The organism is Plantactinospora sp. ZYX-F-223 (assembly GCF_039649625.1).
Taxonomy (GTDB): Bacteria; Actinomycetota; Actinomycetes; order Mycobacteriales; family Micromonosporaceae; genus Plantactinospora.
In genome coordinates, this window is sequence record NZ_JBDJAV010000009.1 from 197,424 (window position 1) to 221,748 (window position 24,325).

The 24,325-nt window shown below is 71.9% G+C and carries 24 protein-coding genes; 12 read left to right on the top strand and 12 right to left on the bottom strand.

The window, feature by feature from the left end:
• Positions 1-27: 27 nt before the first annotated feature.
• Positions 28-567 (bottom strand): N-acetyltransferase, encoded by a 540-nt coding sequence (locus AAH979_RS12080; RefSeq protein WP_346258158.1) that lies wholly within the window; start codon positions 565-567, stop codon positions 28-30.
• 83 nt (positions 568-650) lie between these two features.
• Between AAH979_RS12080 and AAH979_RS12085 the strand changes: the two genes are divergently transcribed.
• Together AAH979_RS12085 and AAH979_RS12090 are read left to right on the top strand one after the other, a co-directional pair.
• Entirely contained in the window at positions 651-1,196 is a 546-nt protein-coding gene (locus AAH979_RS12085; RefSeq protein WP_346258159.1) for a DoxX family membrane protein, read from the top strand.
• A gap of 293 nt (positions 1,197-1,489) precedes the next feature.
• The gene (locus tag AAH979_RS12090) at positions 1,490-2,935 is read left to right on the top strand and encodes a glycosyltransferase 87 family protein (RefSeq protein ID WP_346258160.1); all 1,446 of its coding nucleotides are present in this window, start codon (positions 1,490-1,492) and stop codon (positions 2,933-2,935) included.
• 46 nt (positions 2,936-2,981) lie between these two features.
• Here AAH979_RS12090 and AAH979_RS12095 read toward each other — a convergent pair whose 3' ends face one another.
• From AAH979_RS12095 to AAH979_RS12125, 7 genes are all read right to left on the bottom strand, one after another.
• Positions 2,982-3,449, bottom strand: a complete 468-nt coding sequence (locus AAH979_RS12095) for a molybdenum cofactor biosynthesis protein MoaE (protein WP_346258161.1) — start codon at positions 3,447-3,449, stop codon at positions 2,982-2,984.
• Between the two features lies 1 nt (position 3,450).
• Entirely contained in the window at positions 3,451-4,719 is a 1,269-nt protein-coding gene (locus tag AAH979_RS12100) for a molybdopterin molybdotransferase MoeA (protein ID WP_346258162.1), read from the bottom strand.
• Between the two features lie 95 nt (positions 4,720-4,814).
• Complete coding sequence (locus AAH979_RS12105) at positions 4,815-5,297, bottom strand: MogA/MoaB family molybdenum cofactor biosynthesis protein (RefSeq protein WP_346258163.1); 483 nt, start codon at positions 5,295-5,297, stop codon at positions 4,815-4,817.
• Positions 5,294-5,785, bottom strand: a complete 492-nt coding sequence (gene moaC, locus AAH979_RS12110) for a cyclic pyranopterin monophosphate synthase MoaC (protein ID WP_346258164.1) — start codon at positions 5,783-5,785, stop codon at positions 5,294-5,296. Before moaC ends, AAH979_RS12105 begins: the two co-directional genes overlap by 4 nt.
• 9 nt (positions 5,786-5,794) lie before the next feature.
• Positions 5,795-6,592 (bottom strand): NB-ARC domain-containing protein, encoded by a 798-nt coding sequence (locus tag AAH979_RS12115; RefSeq protein WP_346258199.1) that lies wholly within the window; start codon positions 6,590-6,592, stop codon positions 5,795-5,797.
• Positions 6,589-6,783: a hypothetical protein gene (locus AAH979_RS12120; RefSeq protein WP_346258165.1), complete on the bottom strand. Its 195-nt coding sequence runs from the start codon at positions 6,781-6,783 to the stop codon at positions 6,589-6,591. Before AAH979_RS12120 ends, AAH979_RS12115 begins: the two co-directional genes overlap by 4 nt.
• A complete protein-coding gene (locus AAH979_RS12125; RefSeq protein ID WP_346258166.1) occupies positions 6,744-7,469 on the bottom strand; it encodes a BTAD domain-containing putative transcriptional regulator in 726 nt (241 codons plus the stop codon). The genes AAH979_RS12120 and AAH979_RS12125 overlap by 40 nt, the downstream gene beginning before the upstream one ends.
• Positions 7,470-8,316: 847 nt before the next feature.
• Here AAH979_RS12125 and AAH979_RS12130 point away from each other — a divergent pair.
• The 9 genes from AAH979_RS12130 (at position 8,317) to AAH979_RS12170 (ending at position 16,997) form a co-directional block, all read left to right on the top strand.
• Positions 8,317-10,695 carry a bifunctional diguanylate cyclase/phosphodiesterase gene (locus AAH979_RS12130; protein WP_346258167.1) on the top strand — a complete coding sequence of 793 codons (2,379 nt, stop codon included), beginning with the start codon at positions 8,317-8,319 and terminating at the stop codon, positions 10,693-10,695.
• A 144-nt stretch (positions 10,696-10,839) separates the two neighbouring features.
• Positions 10,840-12,201, top strand: coding sequence for a glycosyltransferase 87 family protein (locus AAH979_RS12135; RefSeq protein WP_346258200.1), 1,362 nt, complete (start codon positions 10,840-10,842; stop codon positions 12,199-12,201).
• A gap of 16 nt (positions 12,202-12,217) precedes the next feature.
• Positions 12,218-12,700 (top strand): fluoride efflux transporter CrcB, encoded by a 483-nt coding sequence (crcB, locus tag AAH979_RS12140; RefSeq protein ID WP_346258168.1) that lies wholly within the window; start codon positions 12,218-12,220, stop codon positions 12,698-12,700.
• 19 nt (positions 12,701-12,719) lie between these two features.
• Complete coding sequence (crcB, locus tag AAH979_RS12145; RefSeq protein ID WP_346258169.1) at positions 12,720-13,088, top strand: fluoride efflux transporter CrcB; 369 nt, start codon at positions 12,720-12,722, stop codon at positions 13,086-13,088.
• A 163-nt stretch (positions 13,089-13,251) separates the two neighbouring features.
• Positions 13,252-13,887: a phosphoribosyltransferase family protein gene (locus AAH979_RS12150; RefSeq protein ID WP_346258170.1), complete on the top strand. Its 636-nt coding sequence runs from the start codon at positions 13,252-13,254 to the stop codon at positions 13,885-13,887.
• A gap of 19 nt (positions 13,888-13,906) precedes the next feature.
• Positions 13,907-14,308, top strand: a complete 402-nt coding sequence (locus tag AAH979_RS12155; protein WP_346258171.1) for a zf-TFIIB domain-containing protein — start codon at positions 13,907-13,909, stop codon at positions 14,306-14,308.
• 168 nt (positions 14,309-14,476) lie between these two features.
• Entirely contained in the window at positions 14,477-15,223 is a 747-nt protein-coding gene (locus tag AAH979_RS12160) for a maleylpyruvate isomerase N-terminal domain-containing protein (protein WP_346258172.1), read from the top strand.
• Between the two features lie 212 nt (positions 15,224-15,435).
• On the top strand, positions 15,436-15,843 hold the full coding sequence (locus AAH979_RS12165) for a YciI family protein (RefSeq protein ID WP_346258173.1): 408 nt from the start codon (positions 15,436-15,438) through the stop codon (positions 15,841-15,843).
• An 8-nt stretch (positions 15,844-15,851) separates the two neighbouring features.
• The gene (locus tag AAH979_RS12170; protein ID WP_346258201.1) at positions 15,852-16,997 is read left to right on the top strand and encodes a DUF6596 domain-containing protein; all 1,146 of its coding nucleotides are present in this window, start codon (positions 15,852-15,854) and stop codon (positions 16,995-16,997) included.
• Positions 16,998-17,060: 63 nt separating this feature from the next.
• Here the strand turns inward: AAH979_RS12170 and dnaB are convergent, their stop codons facing one another.
• Complete coding sequence (dnaB, locus tag AAH979_RS12175; RefSeq protein WP_346258174.1) at positions 17,061-20,024, bottom strand: replicative DNA helicase; 2,964 nt, start codon at positions 20,022-20,024, stop codon at positions 17,061-17,063.
• Between the two features lie 468 nt (positions 20,025-20,492).
• On the opposite strand from dnaB, the gene AAH979_RS12180 reads away from it, so the two are divergent.
• Positions 20,493-22,928, top strand: a complete 2,436-nt coding sequence (locus AAH979_RS12180; protein ID WP_346258175.1) for a hypothetical protein — start codon at positions 20,493-20,495, stop codon at positions 22,926-22,928.
• 102 nt (positions 22,929-23,030) lie between these two features.
• On the opposite strand, the gene rplI is transcribed toward AAH979_RS12180, so the two are convergent.
• Genes rplI through AAH979_RS12195 form a run of 3 tightly spaced genes read right to left on the bottom strand, consistent with a single transcriptional unit; the run spans position 23,031 to position 24,324 of the window.
• Positions 23,031-23,480, bottom strand: a complete 450-nt coding sequence (gene rplI, locus AAH979_RS12185) for a 50S ribosomal protein L9 (RefSeq protein ID WP_130461286.1) — start codon at positions 23,478-23,480, stop codon at positions 23,031-23,033.
• 14 nt (positions 23,481-23,494) lie between these two features.
• Positions 23,495-23,734 carry a 30S ribosomal protein S18 gene (gene rpsR / locus AAH979_RS12190; RefSeq protein WP_007073789.1) on the bottom strand — a complete coding sequence of 80 codons (240 nt, stop codon included), beginning with the start codon at positions 23,732-23,734 and terminating at the stop codon, positions 23,495-23,497.
• Positions 23,735-23,778: 44 nt separating this feature from the next.
• Complete coding sequence (locus AAH979_RS12195; RefSeq protein ID WP_346258176.1) at positions 23,779-24,324, bottom strand: single-stranded DNA-binding protein; 546 nt, start codon at positions 24,322-24,324, stop codon at positions 23,779-23,781.
• Position 24,325 lies beyond the last annotated feature (1 nt).

Below are 24,325 nucleotides of genomic sequence, written 5' to 3' on the forward strand. Positions count from 1 at the left end.
GGCACCGCCCACCGGGCCGGCGGGACCTCAGACCTGTGACCAGGGTGGTGGGAAGGTCACCTCGCCGCTCGGCACCGGGTCGTCGGAACCGTCCACCGAGGGCAGCACCAGCGCCTGCCACGGATCACCCAACCCGGACCACGGGCTGGTCAGCCCGAACCGCGCGGCGGGGGAAAACCCGAACCGGCGGTAGTAGGCGGGGTTGCCGAGCACCACCACCAGGCGCTCGCCGAGTTCGGCGGCGGCGTCGAGCGCGGCCCGGACGACGTCCTGGCCGTAGCCGCGGCGCTGCCAGGCCGGCCGCACCGCCACCGGGCCGAGCGCCAGCGCCGGTACCCCGCCCGGCCACACCTCGACCCGACTCAGCAGGGCGTAACCGACCAGCTCGCCGTCGACTTCGGCCACCATGGACAGCTCGGGCAGCCAGGCGTCGCTGACCCGCAGCGCCTCGACCAACTGCACCTCTGGGGGCAGCCGGCGCTCCGGGCTGGCGAACGCCTCGGCGACCAGTTGACGGATCGCCACGGCGTCGGCGGAGCCCTCTGCGCGGAGCCGCACAGTTGTCACAGCTCGCGACGGTACCGCGACCGCGCCGTCCAGTCTCCCACTTCGACGGGTGAAACATGGCGCGGACGGGTAAGACTTGACCCATGAAACCCGTACGCACCGTGGCCCGCACCCTGTTGAGCACGATCTTCGTGGTCAGCGGCGCCCGCGCCGTGGCCAATCCCGAACTTCACGTGGACCGGGCGAAGCGGGTGACGGGCAAGGTCGCCCCGCTGTTGCAGGGCATCCACGAGGGGATCCCCACCGATCCGGCCAGCCTGGTCAGAATCAACGGTGCCGCCCAGCTCCTCGGCGGGCTGCTGCTGGCCACCGGACACTTCACCCGGCCGGCCGCGGGGCTGCTGGCCGGCACGCTGGTGCCGACCACCATCGCCGGGCACCCCTTCTGGGAGCAGGACGACCCGGCAGAGCGGCGGATCCACCAGATCCACTTCATGAAGAACCTCGGGCTGATGGGCGGGCTGCTGCTCGCGGCCGCCGACACCGAGGGCCGGCCCGGCCTGGGCTGGCGGACCAGCCACGCGGTGGGTGGCGGCCGTCGACGGGTACGCCGGGCGGTGCGCACCGCGCGGCGTGACGCGCGGATCGCCGTACGCTCCGCGACGGCGGCCCGGAAACTGCCTGGCTGAGCGCCGAACCGCCGCACCTGGAGCCGGTTCCCGGGGTCGGTTCCCGCTTGCCAGGCGGTGCCGGGATCGCCGATCGGCCCACGGTCCATGCCGGACATATGCTAGTTTCACCTGACTGAGCGGCTGTGAATCCCCTGAACCGCACTCGTCGCGTTAACGCGGCGGAAATGTCGCGAACCAGTGTGGGATCGGACACGGTCGCATAACGCAGGAGGCACTCGAGTGACCCACCGTTCTAGGCTCCCTGGAGGACCTGGGCGGAAGACCGACATTGGTACGGGGGTGGCCACGCCATGCCGGCGACCGTCGAAAGACGGCTAGGCCGCCTCGCCCCAGTCCGCCGCTTTGCTCGTGGAATCGACCGTCGAGCAGTCGTACGGATCGGCATCGTCGCCGTCGTCTGCTACGCCGCGTGGCTCGCCATTGCCACGTTCGGACGGCCGTACAACTTCTTCGACATGAAGATCTACCACGGTGCGGTGGTCTGGTGGGCGGGCGGACACGAGCTCTACGACTTCATCGCACCCAGGACCACCCTCGGCTTCACCTATCCACCCTTCGCGGGTCTGGTCATGCTGCCGATGGCGAGCATCCCGCTCGGCCTCGCCGGCTGGCTCAACATCGTCGCCAGCGTCGCGACCCTGGCGATCGTGCTCGCCGCGCTACTCAAGCCGATCACCGACCGGCTCGGCTGGTCGCTCTGGTTCACCCTGGGTCTCGCCGTGCCGATGGCGGTCGCCATCGAGCCGGCCCGGGAGACGCTCGGCTACGGCCAGGTCAACCTGCTGCTCTTCGGTCTCGTCATGGCCGACCTGGTGGCGCTGCGCTGGCGGGCCCGGCGTGGCAGTCGGATCACCGCCGGCGACGGCCCGCTGCGCCGGCTCTTCTTCAGCGGCGCCTGGGCCGGGGTCGGGATCGGCCTGGCCACCTCGATCAAGCTCACTCCGGCGCTCTTCGTCGTCTATCTCCTGATCACCCGGCAGTGGCGGGCCGCGATGACCGCGGTGGGCACGGCGATCGCCGTCACCGTCGGCACCTTCGCGATCGCCGGTCGCGAGTCGACCAGCTACTTCATGTCGGTGCTCTGGCAGACCGAGCGGGTCGGCGCGGCGGACATGACGCCGAACCAGTCGCTGGCCGGGGTGCTCGCCCGGCTGTACGACTCGATCGAGACCCCCACCCTGCTCTGGCTCGCGTTCGCGATGCTGCTGCTGGCGCTCGGGCTGTCCCGCGCCTCGCACGCGCACGCCGACGGCGACGAACTGACCGCCTTCACCCTGGTCGGGCTCACCACCAACGTGATCAGCCCGATCTCCTGGTCGCACCACCTGGTCTGGGTGATCCCGGCGATCGTGATCCTCGCCGACGCCGCGAGTCGACGCCGGACGGCCAGCCGGGGTCCGGGGCCGCGTCCGCCACTGTCGACGGCCGGCACCAGCCCGGCCGGGATGACCGGGCTGCGCGCACCGATCTGGTTCCCCACCCTGACCGGCCTGCGGCACGGCGCGGCGGCGGTCGGGCTCTACCTGCTCTTCCTGATCTCACCGATCTGGCCGTACGAGCACCAGTTGCCGGAGGTGTCGCACTACCAGGACGGCTTCTTCGGCGCCCTGATGGAGAACTCCCTGGCCCTGGCGATCATCGTGCTGGTCGCCGCGCTGCCGTGGCGGCCCGGCGCGGAGCCGGCCTTCTACGTCGAGCACGCCCGGCTCGACCGCCGGCTCGCCGGCCAGCGGTAACGGATCGACCCGTCGGTCGCCATGTGACGGGGTCGCCATGTGACGGTCAGGGGCAGTTCACCCACTCCTCGGTGCCGTCGGCGAAGAGCTGCCGCTTCCACACCGGCAACCGGGCCTTGACCTCGTCGACCAGCCGCGCGCAGGCCGTGAAGGCCGCCGCCCGGTGCGCGGTGCTCACCGCCGCCACCAGGGCCACGTCGCCGATCTCCAGCGGGCCGAGCCGGTGCGAGACCGCCACCGCGTGTACCTCCGGATCGGCCGCGATCTCGGCGGCCACCTCCCGCAGCACGTCGGCGGCGCTCGGGTGGCCCTCGTATTCCAGCCGCAGCACCGAGCGGCCGTGGTCGTGGTCGCGTACCACGCCCTGGAAGGAGACCACCGCACCGGCGGCGGCGTCGGCGACCACGGACTCGTGGAAGGCAAGGTCCAGCGGGGCGGTGCCGACGGCGGTGTGCAGCCGGCCGCTCGGCGGCACGGCTTCGGTGTCGACGGCGGGCTCGCTCCGTACGCTCATCTCACACTCCTCGCTCGGGGCGCTCTCCGGGCAGCAGTGGCAACGGTACGACTGGTACCCGGTCGCCCGGCTCGCCCTTGGTGCCCGGGGCGATGACGGCGAACCCGGCCGCGCCGGCCAGCCCGCGCAGCATCGCCGAGCCGACGTGCCGGACCGGAATGGCGGTGTTGTCGGCGGGGTCCACCCGGACCAGCGCCAGATGGGTGAAGTCGCCCCGCCCGGCCACCGGCTCGGCCAGCGTCACCCGGGGCAGCTCCGGCATCACCCGGCCGCGCAGCCCGGCCAGCAGCGGGGCGACCAGGGAGACGACCGCGACGATCGCCGACTGTGGATTGCCCGGCAGCCCGGCGACGAACCGGACCCGGCCGTCCGGCCCGGTCACCCGGGCGAGCAGCATCGGAAAGCCCGGGCGTACGGCCACGGTGTTGACGACGTATTCCGCGCCCAGCTCGCGCAGGGCCGGGTGCAGGTGGTCGACCGGTCCGTGCATGGTGCCGCCCGTGGTGCAGACCAGGTCGGCGGTGCCGAGACCCTGGCGGAGCGCCTCGACGTGTGCCTCCAGGGTGTCCGCCACCGGACCGACCACGTCGGCGGCGGTGATGGTGCAGCCGTACCGGCGCAGCCAGGCGGGGACGGCCGGACCGAGCGAGTCGCGTACCCGGCCGGCGCCGGGGCGGCCGGCGGTGAGCAGCTCGTCACCGAAGATGATCAGGGAGGCCCGGGGCGCCCGGCGGACCCGGAGGGCGTCGTAGCCGCACGACGCCGCCAGCCCGATCACGCCGGGGTCGACCGGGGTACCGGCCGGCAGCAGCTCCTCCCCGGCGTGCGCCTCCTCGCCCGGGGCCCGCCACTCCGGTGCCGACCGCAGCGTGCCGGCGACCAGCCCGTCGGCGGTACGCGTCGACTCCTCGACCCGGAGCACTCCGGCCGCACCGTCCGGCAGCATCGCACCGGTGGCGATCTCGACGGCGGTGCCGTCCTCGACCAGCGGTGCGGGCGTGCCACCGGCGAGGACCCGGCCGACGATCCGCCAGGGTGCGGCGCCGCGTACGGCCCAGCCGTCCACGCTCGACGTCGGGAAGGCGGGCAGGTCGGTGAGGGTGGTCAGCGGCTCGGCCAGGGTCTGGCCGTCCGCCTCGGCGACCGGCAGCTCGACCGGCTCCGGCGCGGCGCCGACGCCGGCCTGGTAGACCTGGGACCGGGCCTGCGCCCAGCTCAGCGTCGGCGGGACGGTCGGCGGATCGGTGGCGATCGCGGTCTCGGTGCTCACGCCGACCCGCCCGCCGCGCGTCCGGCCCGCTGCTGCGCGCTCCTCACGTTCACCGTACGAGCCTATCGTCGCGGCCCGACGCTGCGCGGTGGAGTTCAGTCGGTACGCGGGTGGTCGCCGCCCCGGAGCTGGTCGACAGCGTGCCCCAGGATCGGCCCGAGTACGGCGAGCCCGTCCTTGGCACCACCGGTGGAGCCGGGCAGGTTGACCACCAGCATCCGGCCGAGTACGCCGGCCAGGCCACGGGAGAGCGCCGCCGTCGGCACCTTGTCCCGGCTGTGCGCCCGGATCGCCTCGGCGATGCCCGGGATCTCGTAGTCGAGCAGCGCCCGGGTCACCTCGGGGGTCCGGTCGGTCGGGTTGATCCCGGTGCCGCCACTGGTCAGCACGACGTCGACGCCCTCGGCCGCCGCGCGCCGCAACTCGACGCCGACCGGGTCACCGTCACGCACCACCACCGGCTCGTCGACCTGGCAGCCGAGCTTCGTCAGGCCCTCGACCAGCAGCGGGCCACTGGTGTCGGCGTAGACGCCGGTGGCGGCCCGGTTGGAGGCGACCACGACCCTCGCCCGGATCACGGCCGGTCCGCCGGTCGGGTCCACTCGCCGGTCTTGCCGCCTTCCTTGCGCAGCACGCGTACCCCCTCGATCGAGGCCGCCGGGTCGACGGCCTTGACCATGTCGATCAGCGCGAGCCCGGCGGTGGCCACGGCGGTCAGCGCCTCCATCTCGACGCCGGTCCGGTCGGCGGTCCGGACCGTCGCGGTGATCTCTACGGTGTCCTCGCCGGGTTCCAAATCGACGGTGACGCCGTGCAGGGCGATCGGATGACAGAGTGGGATCAGGTCCGGGGTGCGTTTCGCGCCCATGATGCCGGCGAGCCGACCGACGGCCAAGGCGTCGCCCTTGGGCAGCCCGTCCCGGCGCAACAGCTCGACCACCTCGGCCGTGGTACGCAGCCGGCCGGCGGCGACGGCCCGGCGCACCGAGACCGGCTTGGCGGAGACGTCGACCATCCGGGCCGACCCGGCGGAGTCGACGTGGGTGAGGTGCGCGGACTCGGTCACGCCGCGAGCCTACCGACCGGAGCTTGCTCCTGCTCGATACGCCCGGTGGCGATGCTCCGCCAGCAAGCCCGTAGCTACAGTAGCAACGGCGAGATCGGCCGCGTACTGATGCAACAGGTCATGTAATCGGAACCGCCCGACGCTCGGTTCCTCTACAAGATGGTGGTCGACCAATTCGGCCAAGGCGGACTCAGCGTCCGGCAGTGGCAGTCCAGTGAGTGCCGCCGCTGCAGTTGTGTGGAAGAACTCGCCGGGGTAGAGACCCAGCAGCCGGAACATCCGGCGCACCGGCGCCAGCAGCGGTTCGTATGACAAACCGAAGGCGGCAGCGACGCTATGGTCCTCGGCAGAGATCTCGCCGAGCGCCTGACTGCTCCGGTCGAGCCGGTGCGCCAGATCCGCCACCTTCCAACCAGGTCTGTGTGCAAGGCGGGCGCCCGCCAGCCGGATTGCCAGTGGGAGGTGTCCACAACGTTGTACCACCGAGGCGGCAGCCTCCGGCTCGGCCCGGACCCGATTCGGCCCAGCAGTCGCCGCCAGCAGGTCGACTGCCTCCTCCGGTCCGAGGACTGGCAACGACTCGGGGAGTACGCCGTCAATACCCAGCAGCCGCCGTCGGCTGGTCACCAGCACCAGCGTGCCGGGCCCAGACGGCAGTAACGGCTCGAGCTGGTTCCGGCTGCCGGCGTTGTCCAGGATGACGATAATCCGACGAGTAGCCAGTTCCGAACGCCATAAGGCAACTCGATGATCAAGTTCGGCTGGAATTCGGCCGGCTGGTACGCCGAGTTGCCGGAGCAGAGTCACCAACGCGGTAGCCGGCTCCACCGGGGCGGCACTGCTGTGGCCTTTAAGCCGACGAAAAGCTGCGCGTCGGGGTACCGGTGAGTGAGCTGACTCGCCAGGTGTACCGCAAGCGCAGTCTTTCCAATACCGGCCATCCCGTTGATGACTCGTATCACCGGTGCGCTAGAGTCCGCCCGCTCCACAGCCTCCACCAGCCGGCGTACTGTCTCGGTCCGTCCGGTGAAATCGATGACTGCCCGGGGAAGCCAACAGGACGGCAGCGCAGCGGGCGAGTCAGGGAGATCGGGGGGACCCTCAGCCGGCGCGTCCAGCGCGGTGGGCCGGCTGGGCTCCATCTGTCGAACGCGTGCCTGAGGCCGATAGCGAGCAGTTCCGCCCGTTGCTCGACCAGATTGAGCCGTTGTGCCAGCACTGCCGTCCGGCGTGCCGACAACATCGGTCCGAGCGGCATGCCCGGCAGCATCGGTCCCCGCCACCGATTCTCAGCCTGGCGGATCAGATCACCCACGCCGGACAGGTCGCCGGTACTGATAGCCTCGCTGGCCTGCTGACACTCAGTTTCGAAGGCGAGCAGGTCGACGTCGTCGGGCCGTACCCGGAACTGGTAGCCAGGACCGCATCGGGCCAGCAGACCTCTGGTCGCGGCCATCTGATCGAATACTCGTCGAAGGCGTGCCGCGTAGCCACGGGTATTAGCGACAGCTGACGCCGGCGCCGCGTCCGGCCACAGCTCGTCGATCAGTTCCTCCAGGGTGATTATCTGCCCCGGCCGGATCGCCAGCATCGCCAACACCGTCTGCTGTTTCGGCGTACCAAGGGGCAACGACACTCCGCCTATGAGGACCTGCATCGGCCCGAGAAGCCGAACCTCGATCATCTACGACCCCAAGATGCACAAAAAGGACGAGTTGAGCAGGTGACCCCCCGCAGTCTATCGACCGACACACCGGTACATTCACCGACGTCATTCGAATCTCTGGACGTCCGAGCTAGACCTAGTTGGTCGGTAATGGCGCAATCCTCCGAGATCGCAGAGGGCTCTACAGCAACCGAGACCCAGGGTCAGCAGATGGACACGAAGCGAGTTCTACCAGGTCATCCGATGGATTCAGGCCACCCGGGTACCAAGACTTAACCGCAATCGAGTTGGTGGAACCAGCACGACCGTCATGACCATCCCGCAGGGGTCCGCCTGTCGATCACCGCCCGAGGGAATCCACCGCGAGACTGCATCAGGGCAGGGAGCACCGAGACCGGTCCAGCACGCAGGAGCGTAGGTCGATCATCGCCAGTCAGTCTCCATACATGGACAGAACGTAGCGAATGTGTCGAGCCTTGGCTAATAGTGAGCATAGCGACATTTTTTATCTCTATCTGCACCAGTCTCCCCTTAAGCTGCTAGCCATCAAGCAAACCGGATGGGCAGCAATGGATTACCGGAGGCCGGTAGCCCGGAAGCAGCCAGGGGCTGAATGGAGAGCGATCATGCGCGGCCACAGCTGGGAGTGACACAGGTGTCGCCGGAAGGCGACTCACCGTAGTCTGGCGAGACGCACCCTCCGCATACCCTGGGAACGGTTGTGACTCGTCCTGATGAACATGACACTGGGACCGACCGGCTGTGGCTGGCTGTCGGTCCCGTCGTCGTCTTCGCGGCCGTCTCGGCTGCGGTCTGCGTGCACGCAATCATCCGCAGCGGCTCCACGACGGGCTCCAACCTTCAGATGGCAGCGACCCTGGTTGCGCTGGTCGCGGTCGGCACCGCCGCCTCAGTAAAGATCCGCATCCGGTCGACCACGCACGGCTTCACCTGGATCGAGAGCGCCTTCATGGTTGGCCTCGCAGTGGCCCCTGCTCCGTGGGTCGTGCTGAGTACGGGACTCGGCGTCGGCATCACCTGCGCCATCGTCAAGCGAGCCAAGATCAGGAGTGTGTTCTCGGTCGCAAAGGAGATGGTTCTGGTCAGCGCCAGCGCGTTGACGCTGCTCCTCCTCGGCCACCATGGAGGGTCACCACTCTCCGTCGCCGACCTGATCGGTCCACTCGCGGTTGCGTACCTGGTGAACGTGGTACTGGACGAGCTGCTGTCGCTGCCGATCATCGCCTTGGCCACAGGGACGAAGGTCAGCTACCTCTTCAGGGAGAACTGGAATCTGCGATTGGCCACTGTCGTCGCCCGATTTTTCCTGATCCTGGGCACCTTGGTGATCCTCCAGGCGGACAGCCGGCTGCTCGCGGCCATCCCGCCGCTTATCCTCAGCCTCCACCTGGCGTACTCGGGACGGATCCGAGCACGTACCGAGCAGCAGGCATGGCAGCGTCTGGCCCGGGCGACCGACGCGCTCAACGCCGTGGACCTGAACACCGTACTGAGGACGGCGGTGACGGGCGGCGCGGAGCTCTTCTCCGCCGACGAGGTGGAGATCGAGTTGACCGGGACGGGTCGGCTGGTCAGGGGAACGGCCAAGACACTCACATACGATGGACCGCCCGGCGCGGTCGCGAACGATGCCGGCCTGATCATCCCGGTACCCCTCGAGGGACACAGCACGAACGACATCGGAATGCTGCGGCTGCGCTTCCGGGGGCCGGTCAAGCTCTCCGAGCGGGAGCAGTACACCCTGCGTACCTTCGCGTCGGCGCTCTGCACGGCGGTCCGCAACGCGTCCGCGTACGCCGAGTTGAACCGGGTGGCCGAGGAGCACGCGCACGCCGCCGCGCACGACGCGCTGACCGGCCTGGCGAACCGGCGGCACCTGCTCGACCGGGGCGCCGAGCAACTCGGCCAGCGCCGCACCGAGGGGGTCGTCGCGCTGCTGCTGATCGACCTCAACCACTTCAAGGAGGTCAACGACACCCTCGGGCACGCGGCCGGCGACCGGGTATTGATCCAGGTGGCCGAGCGGCTGCGCGGCGCCGTACACGGTGAGGACCTGGTCGCCCGGCTCGGCGGCGACGAGTTCGCGGTGCTCTTCCACGGCCTGCCGGCCCCGGCGGTCGCCGCGCACCGGGCCGAGGCGCTGCTCACCGCGCTGCACGAGCCGATCGAACTCGACGGGATGCGGATCAGCGTCGAGGCCAGCGGCGGCATCGCGGTCGCGCCGAGCAGCGGCGGAATGACCGAGCTGTTGCGCCGCGCCGACGTGGCGATGTACCAGGCCAAGCGGGCCGGACGCCGGATCGCCACGTACGCCCCGGCCCGGGACACCGCCGACCTCAGCCGGCTCTCGCTCGGCGGCGACCTGCCCCGGGCGGTGGCCGACCGCGAGTTCACCGTCAACTTCCAGCCGATCGTCGACCTCGGCAGCGGCGAGGTGGTGGCCGCCGAGGCGCTGGCCCGGTGGCGCCATCCGGCCCGGGGCACCATCGACCCGCTCCGTTTCCTGGAGACGGTGGAGCGGTCCGGGCTGCTGCCGGCGTTCGCCGAGGCCGTCCTCGACCAGTCGCTGATCGCCGCCAACACCTGGCGGGAGGCCGGCTTCGACCTGCCGGTGGCGGTCAACGTCTCGCCACGCAGCCTGCTGGACGCCCGCTTCCCCGGCTCGGTACTGGCCCGGCTGCGGGCGCACGACCTGCCGCCGGACCGGCTGGTGCTGGAACTGACCGAGACGTTGACGCTGAGCCAGCTCGAGGTGGTCGACCAGGTGCTCGGCCAGCTCCGGGACGCGGGGATCCAGCTCGCCCTGGACGACTTCGGCACCGGTTACTCGTCGCTGTCGGTACTGTCCCGGATCCCCGTACACGAACTGAAGATCGACCGGGGCTTTGTCACCGCGATGGAGACCTCGGCCGAGGCCACCGCGGTGATCCGGTCCACCGTCGACCTCGGCCGCAGCCTCAACCTGAGCGTGGTGGCCGAGGGGGTGGAGAGCGAGCCGCAGCGCCACGCGCTCTGGGAGCTGGGCTGCGCCGCCGGGCAGGGGCACCTCTTCGCCCGACCGATGCCGGCCGCCCGGCTGCTCGCCGCCCTGCACCAGGGAGCGGGCGGCCGGCCCGGCACGCTGGCCCCCGCGCTGCACGACGAGGGCGCCGTGGTCCGGCTCTCCCCCGGCCGCCGGCCCGGACCGCGCCGCGCCGAGCGCCTGCCACACCTAGGGGCCTGACCACCGCACCCGGCGCGAGCGCCTGCCACACCTGCCGGCCTGACCACCGCACCCGGCGCCGTCCGCCTGCCACACCTGTCGGCTAATCACCGCACGCCCCGCAGGCGGTCTGCCACACTTGCCCGCGTGACTGCCACGGACGAACTGGAGACCGCCGCAGCCGACCGCCGGAGATACTGGCGCCGGGCCGACCGGGCCGCCGGGGGGCTCGCCGCCGACCTGGTGCTCTATCTCCTCTCCACCGGCTTCGCCGCCGTCACCGCAGCCACCTCCACACTCCTGCCGCACCGGGCCTGGGGCAGCGTCGCCGCCGTCGGCTACCTGCTCGGCACGATCATGGTGCTCGGTCAACTCCTCGTCCGGCGCCGCCGGCCCGACTCCCGGCTGGCCGGTACCGCCGCGCGAGGTGGGCTGACCGTCGTCACCTGGGCCGCCACCGCCCTGCTGCCGCTGGTCTGGCAGGCGGTCGAGCGGGTCGGCGGCCGACTCGACCGGGCCCAGGAGGAGGTGGTGGTGGTCGAGCACTCCGGCGCCCGGCTGCTCGACCACGGCACGCCGTACCTGACCCGGGACGCCATCGCCGCGCTGCCGGGCGGAGAGCAGCTCCTCGGCTACACCCCGTACCAGCCGGGCATGGCGCTCTTCGGGCTGCCCCGCGCCGTCGCCGGCACCGCGTGGTGGACGGACGCCCGGATCTGGTTCGCCGTGGCCACCGCCGTCGCGCTCGGCCTGGCCGTGCTGCTGCTGCGCCGCCCGGCGGCGACGGTCGCCGGCGGTCGCACCGCGCCGTCGGTGGAGCGGGCCGGTGCCCGGGACGCCGCGCTGGTCCGGGCGGTGCAGCTCGCGACGGTACTGCCGGTCTGCGCGCTGACCCTGGCGACCGGCGGTGACGACCTGCCGGTCCTCGCCCTCTGCCTGCTCGCCCTCGCCTGCGCCGCCCGGGACCGCTTCGTCGCCGCCGGGCTTGCGGTCGGACTCGCGGCGGCACTGAAACTCTTCGCCTGGCCGGTCGCGCTGGTCCTGCTGGTGCACGCCGCCACGCGGGGCCGCCGGACCGGGCTGCGGCTGGCCGCCGGGGCGCTCGGCCTGCCGCTGGTCGCGCTCGTCCCGGCCCAGCTCGTCGACTCGGCGGCGCTGGTCGAGAACGTGCTGCGCTTCCCGCTCGGCCACGGCCTGGTCAGCAGCCCGGCCGCGTCACCGTTCCCCGGGTACCTGATCGCGCAGGCACTGCCCGCCGGCCGGGTGGTCGCCGCCGCGCTGCTGGTCGCGGCCGGTCTGCTGATCGCCGTCCTGCTGCTGCGCCGCCCGCCGCGCACGGCCGCCTCCGCCGCGCTGTTCTGCGGGTACGGGCTGCTCGCCGCGATCCTGCTGATGCCGTCGACCCGGTTCGGGTACCTGCTCTATCCGGTCGCCTTCCTCGGCTGGGTCACCGCGCTCCGGCTCGCCCGCACCCCGCGGGACACCCCGGACTCCGACCGCACACCGGTGCCGACGGCCACCCCGTGAATGCCGACGGCCGTCCGTGAACCCGCCCCGCTCCGACGAACCCGCCGAGCCCCATCAGCCCCATCAGCCGCACGAGCCCGACGAACCCGACGAGCCGCCCGCGCTGCCGAACCGGCCCGGCTGGGATGTCTTCGCCGTGGTCGCCCTCGGCGGGGCGCTCGGCGCGGCCGGCCGGTACGGGCTGGTGGTGCTCTGGCCGCACGCCGCGACCGGCGTACCGTGGGCGACCCTGGTCACCAACCTCTCCGGCTGCGCCCTGATCGGCCTGCTGATGCGGCTGGTCACCACCGCCGCCGCCCCGCACCGGCTGGTCCGGCCGTTCCTCGGCACCGGGATCCTCGGCGGCTTCACCACGTTCTCCACCTACGCGGTGGAGACCCGGGGACTGCTCGCCGCGGGCCGCCCCGGTGTCGCCGTCGGCTACCTGCTCGGCACGCTCGCCGGAGCGCTGGTCGCGGTACGCCTCGGGATGTGGGCGGCGGACCGGGTGCGGTCGTGACCGGGCAGCGGGGACCGCGATGCTGACCTGGACGGCGGTGCTGCTCGGCAGCGCGGTCGGCGCGGTCGGCCGGTTCACGGTCAACTGGCTGGTCGAGCGCCGGTCCCGCCCCGCGCCGTGGGCCACGTTCACGGTCAACGTCGCCGGCTCACTGGTGCTGGGCCTGCTCGCCGGCACCGGTGCCGCCCTGCCGGGCTGGGTCGGCGCGCTGGTCGGCACCGGCTTCTGCGGCGCCCTGACCACGTACTCGACGTTCGGCTACGAGACCGTGCAGTTGCTCCGGAGCGGGCCGGCCGGGCGCGGCTGGGCGGTGCTGAACGTGCTGACCTCCCTCGCCGTCGGGCTCGGCGCCGCCGCCCTGGGCTGGCAACTCGGCAGCCTCCAGTGATCCCGTGACCCGCCCACCCACCCGGCCGACCGGGACGGTGGCGGTACGCCGGACCCGGCGGGATGGCCGGGCCGCCGCCCGAGGAACGTCCCACCCGCCCTCCCGACAGCTTTTCTGGGGCGTCTGCCGAGCGGGATCGGCCGGCAGGGCGTAAACCTGAGGCATGAACGCGACCTATCGGGATCGGGCGGAGGCCGGTGCCGCACTCGCCGACCGGCTCACCTCGATCGCCGGCGACCCGGACGTGGTCGTCCTCGGGCTGGTCCGGGGCGGCGTACCGGTGGCCGCGGCGGTGGCGGAACGGCTCGGCGCACCGCTGGACGTACTGGTGGTCCGGAAACTGGGCCTGCCGGAGGCACCCGAGGTGGCCTTCGGTGCGGTCGGACCGGGCGGGCTGCGGGTGCTCAACGAGGAGATCGCCGACCGGCTGGACCCGGAGGAGGTGGACGCGGTGGTGCGGGCCGAGACCGCCGAACTCGAACGGCGCGAGCGGCTCTACCGGAAGGACCGGCCGCCGCTGCGGCTGGACGGCCGGATCGCGGTGATCGTCGACGACGGGCTGGCCACCGGGGCCACCGCGCGGGCCGCCGTGGGGGTCGGCCGGCAACTGGGCGCCCGACGGGTGGTGCTGGCCGTCCCGGTCGGCGCGCCGCAGGCGTACGACGTGCTCAGCGACGCCGCCGACGAGGTGGTCTGCCCGGAGCGCCCGGCCGACTTCGGCGCCGTCAGCCGTTACTACGACGACTTCCACGAAGTGTCCGATGCCGAAGTGGTGGCCGCGCTGACAGGAACTCGGTGATTCGACCGGGTACCGTCGAGTGATGCAGATGACCTGTCCCAAGTGTCGTGGCGACATGCGCCAGTACGAGCGCAGCGGCGTCACGGTTGACCAGTGCACCGAATGCCGTGGCATCTTCCTCGACCGGGGCGAGTTGGAGAAGCTGTTCGAGGCCGAGGCCAACTGGAGCCAGCAGCAGGCGCCGGCGTCGCAGCACGCACCCGCGCCGGGCGCCGGGTACCCTCCGCCGCCGCCGGCCCCGCACCAGCCCGCCTACGGAGGTCCGAGCCACACACCGCCACCGCCGCCGCCACCGCCCGGCCACGGCTACCCGCCGGCACCGGCACCGGCGTACGGGCAGCACGGGCAGCCGCACTACGGCTACCACGGGCACTACCGGCACAAGAAGCGGAAGGGCTTCCTGAACGACTTCTTCGACTGACCGGCCCCGCCGGCAGGGCGGTACCCGCCCCCACTGCGGGGCCGGTTACCGGACCGGCCGGCTGACCGGAGTCTTCGCGGACCCCGTGCCCGGCAACGAACCTCGCGCGTCGTCGACGGGCGGGCGTACGTCGCCGGGTGCGGGGCTCGTGCCATTGGGCGAAGGTGGGTGGGTCGGCTGGACGGCGTGGAGGCGCCCCGGGCGGCGGGCGGTGAGCTGTCCCCGGCGCCGGGCAGTGAGGCCGCCCGGGCGGCGGAGCCGTGCCGAGCGCTCGGTGCGGCGTACGACCGGATCACCGCGACCGTCGACGGCCTCGCCGACGCCGACCTGCTCCGGCCGACCCGCTGCCGGGGCTGGTTCGTCGTCGACCTGCTCCTGCATCTCGTCCTGGACGCCCAGCGGGCCCTGGTCACGCTCGCCAGCCCGGTGGTCGGGCCGGCCGACGTGGACGGCGTCAGCTACTGGCTGTCGCCGAGCGATCCGGACGAGGGGCGGCACGCGGCCTGGGTACGCCGGTCGGCCGCCGCCTTCGACCGGCCGCGCGGGGTGGTCCGGCTCTGGACCGACACCGCACCGGCGGCGGTCCGGGCCGCCGCCGCAGCCGACCCGCTCGGGTACGTCACCACCCAGGGCCACGTGCTGGCGGTGCCGGAGTTCCTCGCCACCCTGGTCACCGAGGCGGTGGTGCACCATCTCGACCTGGCGGTGGACCTCCCGGACGCGCCAAACCCGGAGCCGGACGGCGTGGCCATCGCGGTGGCGACCCTGGACGGACTGCTCAGCGCCGAGGCGATCCGCCCGGCCGACTGGTCGGACACCGACTATCTGCTGAAAGGGACGGGGCGGCTCCCGCTGACCACGCACGACCGGCTGGTGCTCGGCGAGGCCGCCGGCTGGTTCCCACTGCTCGGCTGAGTCCGCGAGGCGGCTCACGCCGGAGACTCGGGTACTCTCCGTCCGGTTCCGCCCTCGCGCCACGCCGTGGAACCGGACAGCGACGGCTCAACCAGGCTCAGCCACGAGCGCCAAAAACAATTCCGGCGGCGATGTCGAGAATCCGTGACCGGCTCCGTCCCCGCGGGTGAACGTGACCAAGATGGGTCGCATCAGTACCGAGGAGAAGCCCGATGGCCAAGTACCTGCTGCTCAAGCACTACCGGGGCGCTCCGGCCGCGGTCAACGACGTGCCGATGGACCAGTGGACGCCGGAGGAGATCTCGGCGCACGTGCAGTACATGCGCGACTTCGCGGCCCGGCTCGAGGGGACCGGCGAGTTCGTCGACGGTCAGGCGCTCGCCCCCGAGGGGACGTTCGTGCGGTACGACGGTGAGGGGCGCCCGCCGGTCACCGACGGCCCGTTCGCCGAGACCAAGGACCTCATCGCCGGCTGGATGGTGATCGACGTCGACAGCTACGAGCGCGCCATCGAACTGGCCGGAGAACTGTCGGCCGCGCCCGGGGCGGGCGGGAAGCCGATCCACGAGTGGCTCGAGCTGCGGCCGTTCCTGGCCGAGCCGCCCACCATCACGGAGTGACCTCTGAGATGAACGAGGCGCTGCTCCGGAGCCTCACGCCGAGCGTGCTCGGCATCCTCGTCCGCCGCGGAGCCGACTTCGCGGCGGCCGAGGATGCCGTGCAGGACGCGCTGGTCGAGGCGGTCCGGGTCTGGCCGGCCGACCCGCCGCGGGACCCGAAGGGCTGGCTGATCACCGTGGCCTGGCGCCGGTTCCTCGACACGACCCGGACGGACACCGCCCGCCGCCGGCGTGAGGAGCTCGTCGACGAGGAGCCGTCGCCGGGGCCCGCGCCGTCGGTGGACGACACGCTCCAGCTTTACTTCCTGTGCGCCCACCCGTCGCTGACGCCGTCGTCCGCGGTCGCGCTCACGCTGCGCGCCGTCGGCGGGCTGACCACCCGCCAGATCGCCCAGGCCTACCTGGTGCCCGAGGCGACCATGGCGCAGCGGATCAGCCGGGCCAAGCGGACCGTCTCCGGCGTGCGGTTCGACCAGCCCGGCGACGTCGCCACCGTGCTGCGGGTCCTCTACCTGGTCTTCAACGAGGGCTATTCCGGCGACGTCGACCTCGCCGCCGAGGCCATCCGGCTCACCCGGCAGCTCGCGGCCGCGATCGACCACCCCGAGGTGGCCGGGCTGCTCGCCCTCATGCTGCTGCACCACGCCCGGCGGGCCACCCGGACCGCGCCCGACGGCAGTCTGGTGCCGCTCGCCGAGCAGGACCGCGACCGGTGGGACACCAAGTCGATCGCCGAGGGCGTCGAGATCCTCCAGGCGGCCCTCGCCCGCGACCGGCTGGGCGAGTTCCAGGCCCAGGCCGCCATCGCGGCACTCCACGCCGACGCGCCCACCGCCGAGGAGACCGACTGGGTGCAGATCGTCGAGTGGTACGACGAACTCGCGCGCCTGACTGACAGCCCGGTCGTCCGGCTCAACCGCGCAGTGGCCGTCGGCGAGGCCGACGGACCACGCGCCGGGCTGGCGGCGCTCGCGGCGCTGGACGACTCGCTGCCCCGGCACGCGGCGGTGGCGGCGTACCTGCACGAACGCGACGGTGATCTGGCGACGGCGGCACGGCTGTACGCCGAGGCGGCCCGGAAGGCACCCAACCTCGCCGAACGGGATCACCTGACGCGCCAGGCCGCTCGGCTCAACGCCCGCCAGCGTCGCTGACGGTTCGCGCTGCGACTCCTCCGCGGCACCCGTCATTTCGCAGACACCGCTCGATCGGGCCCGTCATACGATTGCCATGTCCACAAAGCGCGACAGGTGGAGCTGCGCCGCCACCGTCACGGTGTCGGTCGGCCCGTTCCGGTGCTTGGCGACGATGAAATCCGCCTCGCCGGCCCGGGGCGACTCCTTGTCGTAGTAGTCGTCCCGGTGCAGAAGTATGACGACGTCGGCATCCTGCTCGATCGACCCAGACTCCCGCAAATCGGACAACTGGGGACGCTTGTCGGTACGCTGCTCCGGGCCACGGTTCAGCTGACTGACCGCGATCACCGGGCACTCGACCTCCTTGGCAAGCAGCTTCAGCCCTCGGGACAGCTCGGCGACCTCCTGCTGGCGGCTCTCGGTGCGCTTCGGCGAACTCATCAGCTGGAGATAGTCCACCACGATCATCTTGAGGTCGTGCCGCTGCTTGAGCCGGCGGGCCTTGGCCCGGATCTCCATCAGGTTCATGTTGGGGGTGTCGTCAACGAAGAGCGGCGCCTCGCTGATCTCGCCCATCCGGCGGGCCAGCTTGGTCCAGTCGTCGTCCGAGAGCTGCCCGCTGCGCAGCACGTGCAGCGGCACCCGGGCCTCGGCCGAGAGGAGTCGCATCACGATCTCGACCTTGCTCATTTCCAGCGAGAAGATGGCACTCGCACAGTTGTGCCGGATCGCGGCGTTTCTGGCGAAGTCCATCGAGGCGGTGCTGTTGTGGGTGGGGATCATGGATCGGCCGGCAAGATATAGATGATCGGCGTTGTCAACAGTTACGCACCGCACGGGGACACTGGGAACCGGGCGAACGTCGACGATATACCGACAACCGGTGCGAGCGGTGCCATTCGTACGACAGCGCTCCTTGTGGGCAATCTTCTTTCGCGTCAGTCGAAACACATCGTCTTCGGTCGAAAAGTTCAGGATGTACGCAGTGGAGGTCTCCTCGGTCTTTCCCTTCACCCGCTTCGTGTTGACCGAGCACCGATAGCCGAGGCTGACGATCAGCTCGCGAGTGTCCTCGGCGAGACGTCGCGACGTGACTGCGAACTGCAGGCTGCCGGTCGGCGTGACAGTTCCGTCGGTATCCATCAATCCGGCGAGCAACGCGCGCCGTTGGGCCTCCGAGGCGCGGAGGTACGCGGTCGGGATGTGCTTGTCGCCGAGCACGCCAGCCGCGCGGAGGTAGCCGACGAACGATCCCCAACGGTTGTGACACGAGGCGCATCTTCGGGCACCGGTCCAGCCGCTCTCGGGAAGCTTCCCGCAGGACGCGCAGCCGGTGCGGTCGGCAGGGTTCACAAGACCTTTGGACTTTCCCCCGCAGGACTGCCCACAGGTTCGAACGCTGGGGCCGCGCGGAGTGAAGCTGTTGCCGCAGACAATGCAATCCCGGTCTGGGAGCGGATTCAAGCCTGCGACCTTGATCGAGTAGGCGAGGGTTTCGGTCCCGACGGGTGCAACAATGAACCCGTCCTCCCTGACGTGGGTAACCATCTCCGGATCGGCGGTTGTGAAGCGGGCCGACCGGGTGGAGCCGTCGCCCAACCACACACCAAGCGTGTAGGGCGGGATCGGAAGGTCATCGCGACATGGCAACTCGATCGGGAGAGCGTTCTCGACGGCGTGGTTGAGTCGCCCGTCAGTGGGGTGCCGGAGCGTGATCGCGATGCCGGCTGTGGTGATCGGCTCACCGTGGTTGGCGGTGTTCTCGACATTCATCAACCGGTTCACCCGACGAGCCAGGGCCGCCATCAGGGCGCGACGAGAGTAGGCGCGGATATTCGTCCTGCGCCACGGCTTGCCCGCCCGAATGTACTCACGGGCCACCTCGCCGGCGAAGCCCACCTCGGCTCCGACGATGTGCAGTACGTTCCGGAACTGTTCGCCGGTCAGCGCCACCGCTTCGCGGAATGTGATTAGTTCATCGGGTTCCGCCATGGCTGTCTGGTGTGCGGCGGTAGCGGTAGCGCGTGCATCTGCAGACCATTGGTGGGATCGCTTGCCCTCGGCCCGCTGTCGGCGGCTGGCCCTGGTGGTGGTCTTCCACAGGTGCTCGCCGTCAGCCACGATCACGCTTCCGTCGGAGAATTCGACCTCGTAGCAGGGGCGGTTGTGGAGGACGTCGAAGGCGTGCGTCACGGTGGTGGGGCGCCCGTCGGCTCCGAGGAGCTGGTCGCCTACCTTGACATTGCCCATGGTGGTCCAACCGGCGGGGGTTGGGAGCGGCGTGTCGAGCGCCAGGGCTTTTCCCAAACCAGGCCTACCCGCCACAATAACGAGCTGCCCCGGGTGCAGGCCGTTGAGCAGCCGGTCCAGGTCGGTGAAGCCGGTCGGTACGCCGGTCATCACGCCGCCCTGCGCACCGACCGCCTCGATCTCGTCCAGCGTCGGCTGGAGCATGTCGGCGAGCACCGCGAAGTCCTCGCTGACCCGCTTCTCGGTGACGTCGTAGATCGCCTGCTGGGCCAGGTCCACCACGTCGTCGACGTCCCGCCCGCCGCCACCGGCCGAGCCGTAGCCGAGCTGCACGATCCGGGTACCCGCCTCGACCAGGCGCCGCAACACGGCGCGCTCGCCGACGATCCGGGCGTAGTAGGAAGCGTTCGCGGCCGTCGGCACGCTGGCGATCAGCGTGTGCAGATAGGGCGCGCCGCCGATCCGGGCCAGGTCGCCGGAGTCGGCGAGCGCGGCGGCGACGGTGATGGCGTCGGCCGGCTCGCCCCGGCCGTAGAGGTCCAGGATCGCGTCGAAGACGGTCGAGTGCACCGGCCGGTAGAAGTCGTTGGTCCGGAGGATCTCGACGACGTCGGCGATCGCGTCCTTGGAGAGCAGCATCCCGCCGAGCACGCACTGCTCGGCCGCGATGTCCTGCGGCGGCGTCTTGTCGAACTGGCCATCGCGCGGCGCCGGGACGTCGGTCGACGGCGCCGGCGGTCGCGACTCTCCGCGCGACGGGCGCGACTCCCCACGGACGTCGTCGGTGACCGACACGGGCATCCCCCTCCGCCACACCGGCTGGCTCCTAGCGAACCGCCGACGTACGACATTTCTCGGCTGACCCACGGCCCCGTCCGGCCGAGGGGCCGGACCGGCCCTGGCCAGCCGCCTTGACCGGGGGAGATGTCGGCACGGGTGGCAGGGTCAGGGCAGCAACGATACGGACGTCGAGGTCAGGGACTCAAGCACACCGGTGGACGGAGTTCGGGACAACCTGTGGACGGTTCCCGGCGGGGTGTGCGCAGCCCTGTGCACAGGCTGTGGACAACGATTGGGGAAGATAGCCTGTAGCCGCTCTGACCTGCGCCGACTCGGTCCCCACCATGTGGAGGAAAGAAACAGGTCAAATTCGGGCTACCGGGACGGCGTATCATCGGGCGACGGCAATCTTGCGTACGGCTACTCGCGAACGACCTACCAGACTCCTCGCGATCGACTAACCAGAAAGGTCACGCCTCGGCAGTGGACCATCGGGATCGGGGGCGGGGTGAGCTCGCCCGACATGAGTGGCAGGACAGCGCCGGCCGGAGCGACCCGGCGACGCCCTGGCCAGGTGATCCTTATTCGCGTCCCGACGTCACCTATCGCACCCCGAGCCGGCGGCGGGCCCGGTACCGTGGCGCACCGGACCCGGTCGACAGCTACACGCCGTCCTGGGCCCGGGAGTCCACCGAGCCGCTCCAGCCCCGCTCCTCCCGGGCGTACGCCGACAGCTCCACATGGGCCTCCGAGCCGGAGCCGGAGCGTCGCGACGGGGGCCGGCACCACCGCGCCGACGCGGCGGCCGAGCCGGCGACGGAGACCGGCCGGCCCGGGCGTCGACGGGTCGCCCCCGAGGTGACCTGGGACAGCACCGGCGAATACTGGCGCGGTCCGAGCGGCGCGGCCGACGACACACCGGGCGGCGAGAGCAACGACGACCGCTGGCGCGGTGCCGGCGACCGGCGGCGCGGCGACGCGACCGGGAGCACCCGGAGCGAGGCCACCGACAGCGGGGCGGCCGGCCGACACGGCCGGCGTCGCGCCGGTGCGGGCCGGCGCGGGGACGAGGCCGACGACTGGGCCGCCGCCGCACCCACCAGCGGCTGGGTCGGCGCGGCCCCCACCAGCGGCTGGGTCGGCGCGGCCCCCACCACCGGCGCCGGCGCCGCCGCCCCGACCAGCGGCGGATGGATCTCCGAGGCGCCCACCTCCGGCGGATGGGCCGCCGCCGCACCCACCACCGGTGCCGGCGCCAACAGCGGCCTGCTCGGTGACCCTCCCACGACCTCCGGCCGGGGCCGACGGCGCCGGGCCGACCCGGACGACGATCCGACCGCGGTACCCACCTCGGGTTGGGGTGCCGGAGCCGTCGATTCGCCGTCCACCGAGACCGGCCGGCGCGATCGGGGTGACACCGCGGTCGGTTGGCGGGAGCCGGCCGACGATTCCGCGCCCGGCCGGTGGGACCGGACCGGCGACCGGGAGCCCGGCACGACGTACGGCTCGGCGCGGCGGGCGCCGGGGCGACGGCGCCGCGCCGAGCCGGCCGGCTGGGAGCCCGACGATCCGAGCGGCCCGGTGCCGACCGCCGGACGGCGGCGTTCCCGGCACCGCGCGGAGGACCCGACGGAGGTCGCGGAGCAGCCGGACGCCATCGCCGGGACCGAGCCGGGCCCGGAGACCGAGCGGTCGAGAGCAAATCCCCGCTGGGTACGGTCGCCCGGCGAGAGCGACCCGGGCCGCGGTACCGGCCGGCGGTCGCGGAGCGCCGATCCGCTGCCCGGTCCGGGGGGCGCCAGTGCCCGCCGACGGCAACGTGAGCCGGACGCCGAGCCCGTCCGCCGCTACCGGGCCGACGCCGGACCGGTACGCCGGGTCGGCGAGGACCGGGGTGGCCGGGGCCGGCACGCCGATCCCGGGCCGGAGCGGGGCGGGGATGCCGGCCCGGGTTGGCGTACCGAGGCCGGGCCATGGGACCGGCTCACCGACACCGGGATGTTGGATCGGGTCACCGACTCCGAGCCGCCGGAAGGTCCCGGCACCGGCCGTCGCCGCGACCGGAGCACCGACACCGGCCAGTGGGACAGGTTCACCGACACCGGCCAGTGGGACAGGTTCACCGACACCACCGAGTGGCGGCACGGCGAACTCGCCGGGCTGGCCCGGGATGCCGGGAGCGGGCGCGACAACACCACCGACGGCGGCTCCCGGGGCGCGGACCGCACCGGGCCGGAGGGTGGCGACACGTTCTGGTCCGGCACCAGGCTGGCCGGCGACGACCCGCGCTGGATGGGTATCCCGGACTCGGCGCCGCGTTCTCCGGCGGTCGCCTACCCGCCACTGGCCCGGCCGGTGTCGCCGGCACGCCGGGCGAGCGAGCCCCCGACCCCCACCCGGCGGCCGGCACCGGGTCGCGGTCGCGCCGGTACGGTCGGCTCCGCCCGGAGCGTCAGCGGAGCGGGTACGGCCACCCGGCGCGCACCGAGCGGCAGCCTGCTCACCTCGGCGACCAGGACGGGCCGACCCAGTCCGCTGAGTCGACGACTCGAAGACGATCTGCTCGATCCGCGGCCCAGCGGCCCGCTCACCGCCGTCCTCTACACCGCCGCCTGGTACGCGGTCGCCGTGCTGGCCGTCTTCGTCTGGGTACTCACGCTCGACACCAGTGTGCCGGTGGACTGCGTACCGGAGGTCTCCGGTGCCTGTGAATCGGAGCGCGGCCAGGCGATGTCCGCGCTGCTGGCCGGGGTGCCCCGGTTCCTCGCCGCGCTGGCGACCGGTCTGGTGGTCGCGGCCCTGATGCGCTGGTTCAACCGCACCTGGCGGGCGGTGACCGTCGGGTTCGCGGCAGCGGTCGTCGGTGGTGGGCTCTCCACCGTCTTCTTCAGCGCGATCAGTGGTCAACCGGTCGGCTGAGGTCTGGTCCCGCCCGCTGGCGAGACGGCTCCGGGTGCAAGACGGCTCCGGGGTGCCGCCCGATCGGACGGCACCCCGGAACTCTGTCTGTCGCCTGGCCGGCTACTTGCCCGGTACGACCTTCAGGTCGAACCGCGCGGTGACCTCCGGGTGCAGCTTGACCCGCACCTGGTGGCTGCCGACCGACTTGATGGCGCCCGGCAGCTCCAGCCGACGCCGGTCGAGGGACGGACCACCGGCCGCCTTCACCGCGTCCACCACGTCGCCGGGGGTCACCGAGCCGAAGAGCCGCCCGCCGTTGCCGGCGCGCGCGGTCAGGTTGACCTTGAGGCCCTCAAGCTGGGCCTTCACCTCGTTGGCGTGACCGAGGTCCCGGATCTCCCGGGCCGCGCGGGCCCGCTGGATGACCGTGACCTGCTTCTCCGCGCCCTTGGTCCAGGCGATGGCGAAGCCCTGCGGCAGCAGGTAGTTGCGGCCGTAGCCGTCCTTGACCTCGACGATGTCGCCGGGGCCGCCGAGGCCCGACACCTCCTGGGTCAGGATGATCTTCATGTCGGTGCCTCCTCTCAGCGGGCCGTGGCCGTGTACGGCAGAAGCGCCATCTCGCGGGCGTTCTTGACCGCACGAGCGATCTGCCGCTGCTGCTGGGAGGTGACCCCGGTCACCCGCCGAGCGCGGATCTTGCCGCGGTCGGAGATGAACTTGCGCAGCAGCGCCGTGTCCTTGTAGTCGATGTAGGTGATCCCGTCCTTGTCGAGCGGGTTCACCTTCTTCTTCGGCTTGCGCAGTGCCGCAGCCTTTGCCATTGCTCTTGCTCCTGGTTTGCGATCCCGGGTGTTAGCCACCCGGATCAGAACGGGGGCTCGTCGTCGAAGTTGCCGCCGCCCGAACCGGACGTACGCGAGGAGGCCGGAGCCGCCGTGGCCCACGGGTCGTCGAAGTTGCCTCCGCCGCCACCCTGGCCACCGCCACCGCCACCACCGCCGGAGGCGCCGAACCCGCCGCCGCCGGAGCGCGACATCTTCTGCACCTTCGCCGTGGCGTACCGCAGCGACGGGCCGATCTCGTCGACCTCCAGCTCGATGACGGTGCGCTTCTCGCCCTCGCGGGTCTCGTAGGACCGCTGCCGGAGCCGGCCCGACACGATCACGCGAGCACCGCGCTGCAACGACTCGGCGACGTGCTCGGCCGCCTGCCGCCAGACGGTGCACGAGAGGAAGAGCGGCTCGCCGTCCTTCCACTCGTTCGTCGTCCGGTCCATGAACCGGGGCGTCGAGGCGACCCGGAACTTGGCGACCGCGGCGCCGGACGGGGTGAAACGCAACTCGGGGTCGTCGGTCAGGTTGCCGATGACCGTGATGGTGGTATCTCCTGCCATGACCATCTCCTCGCGCACT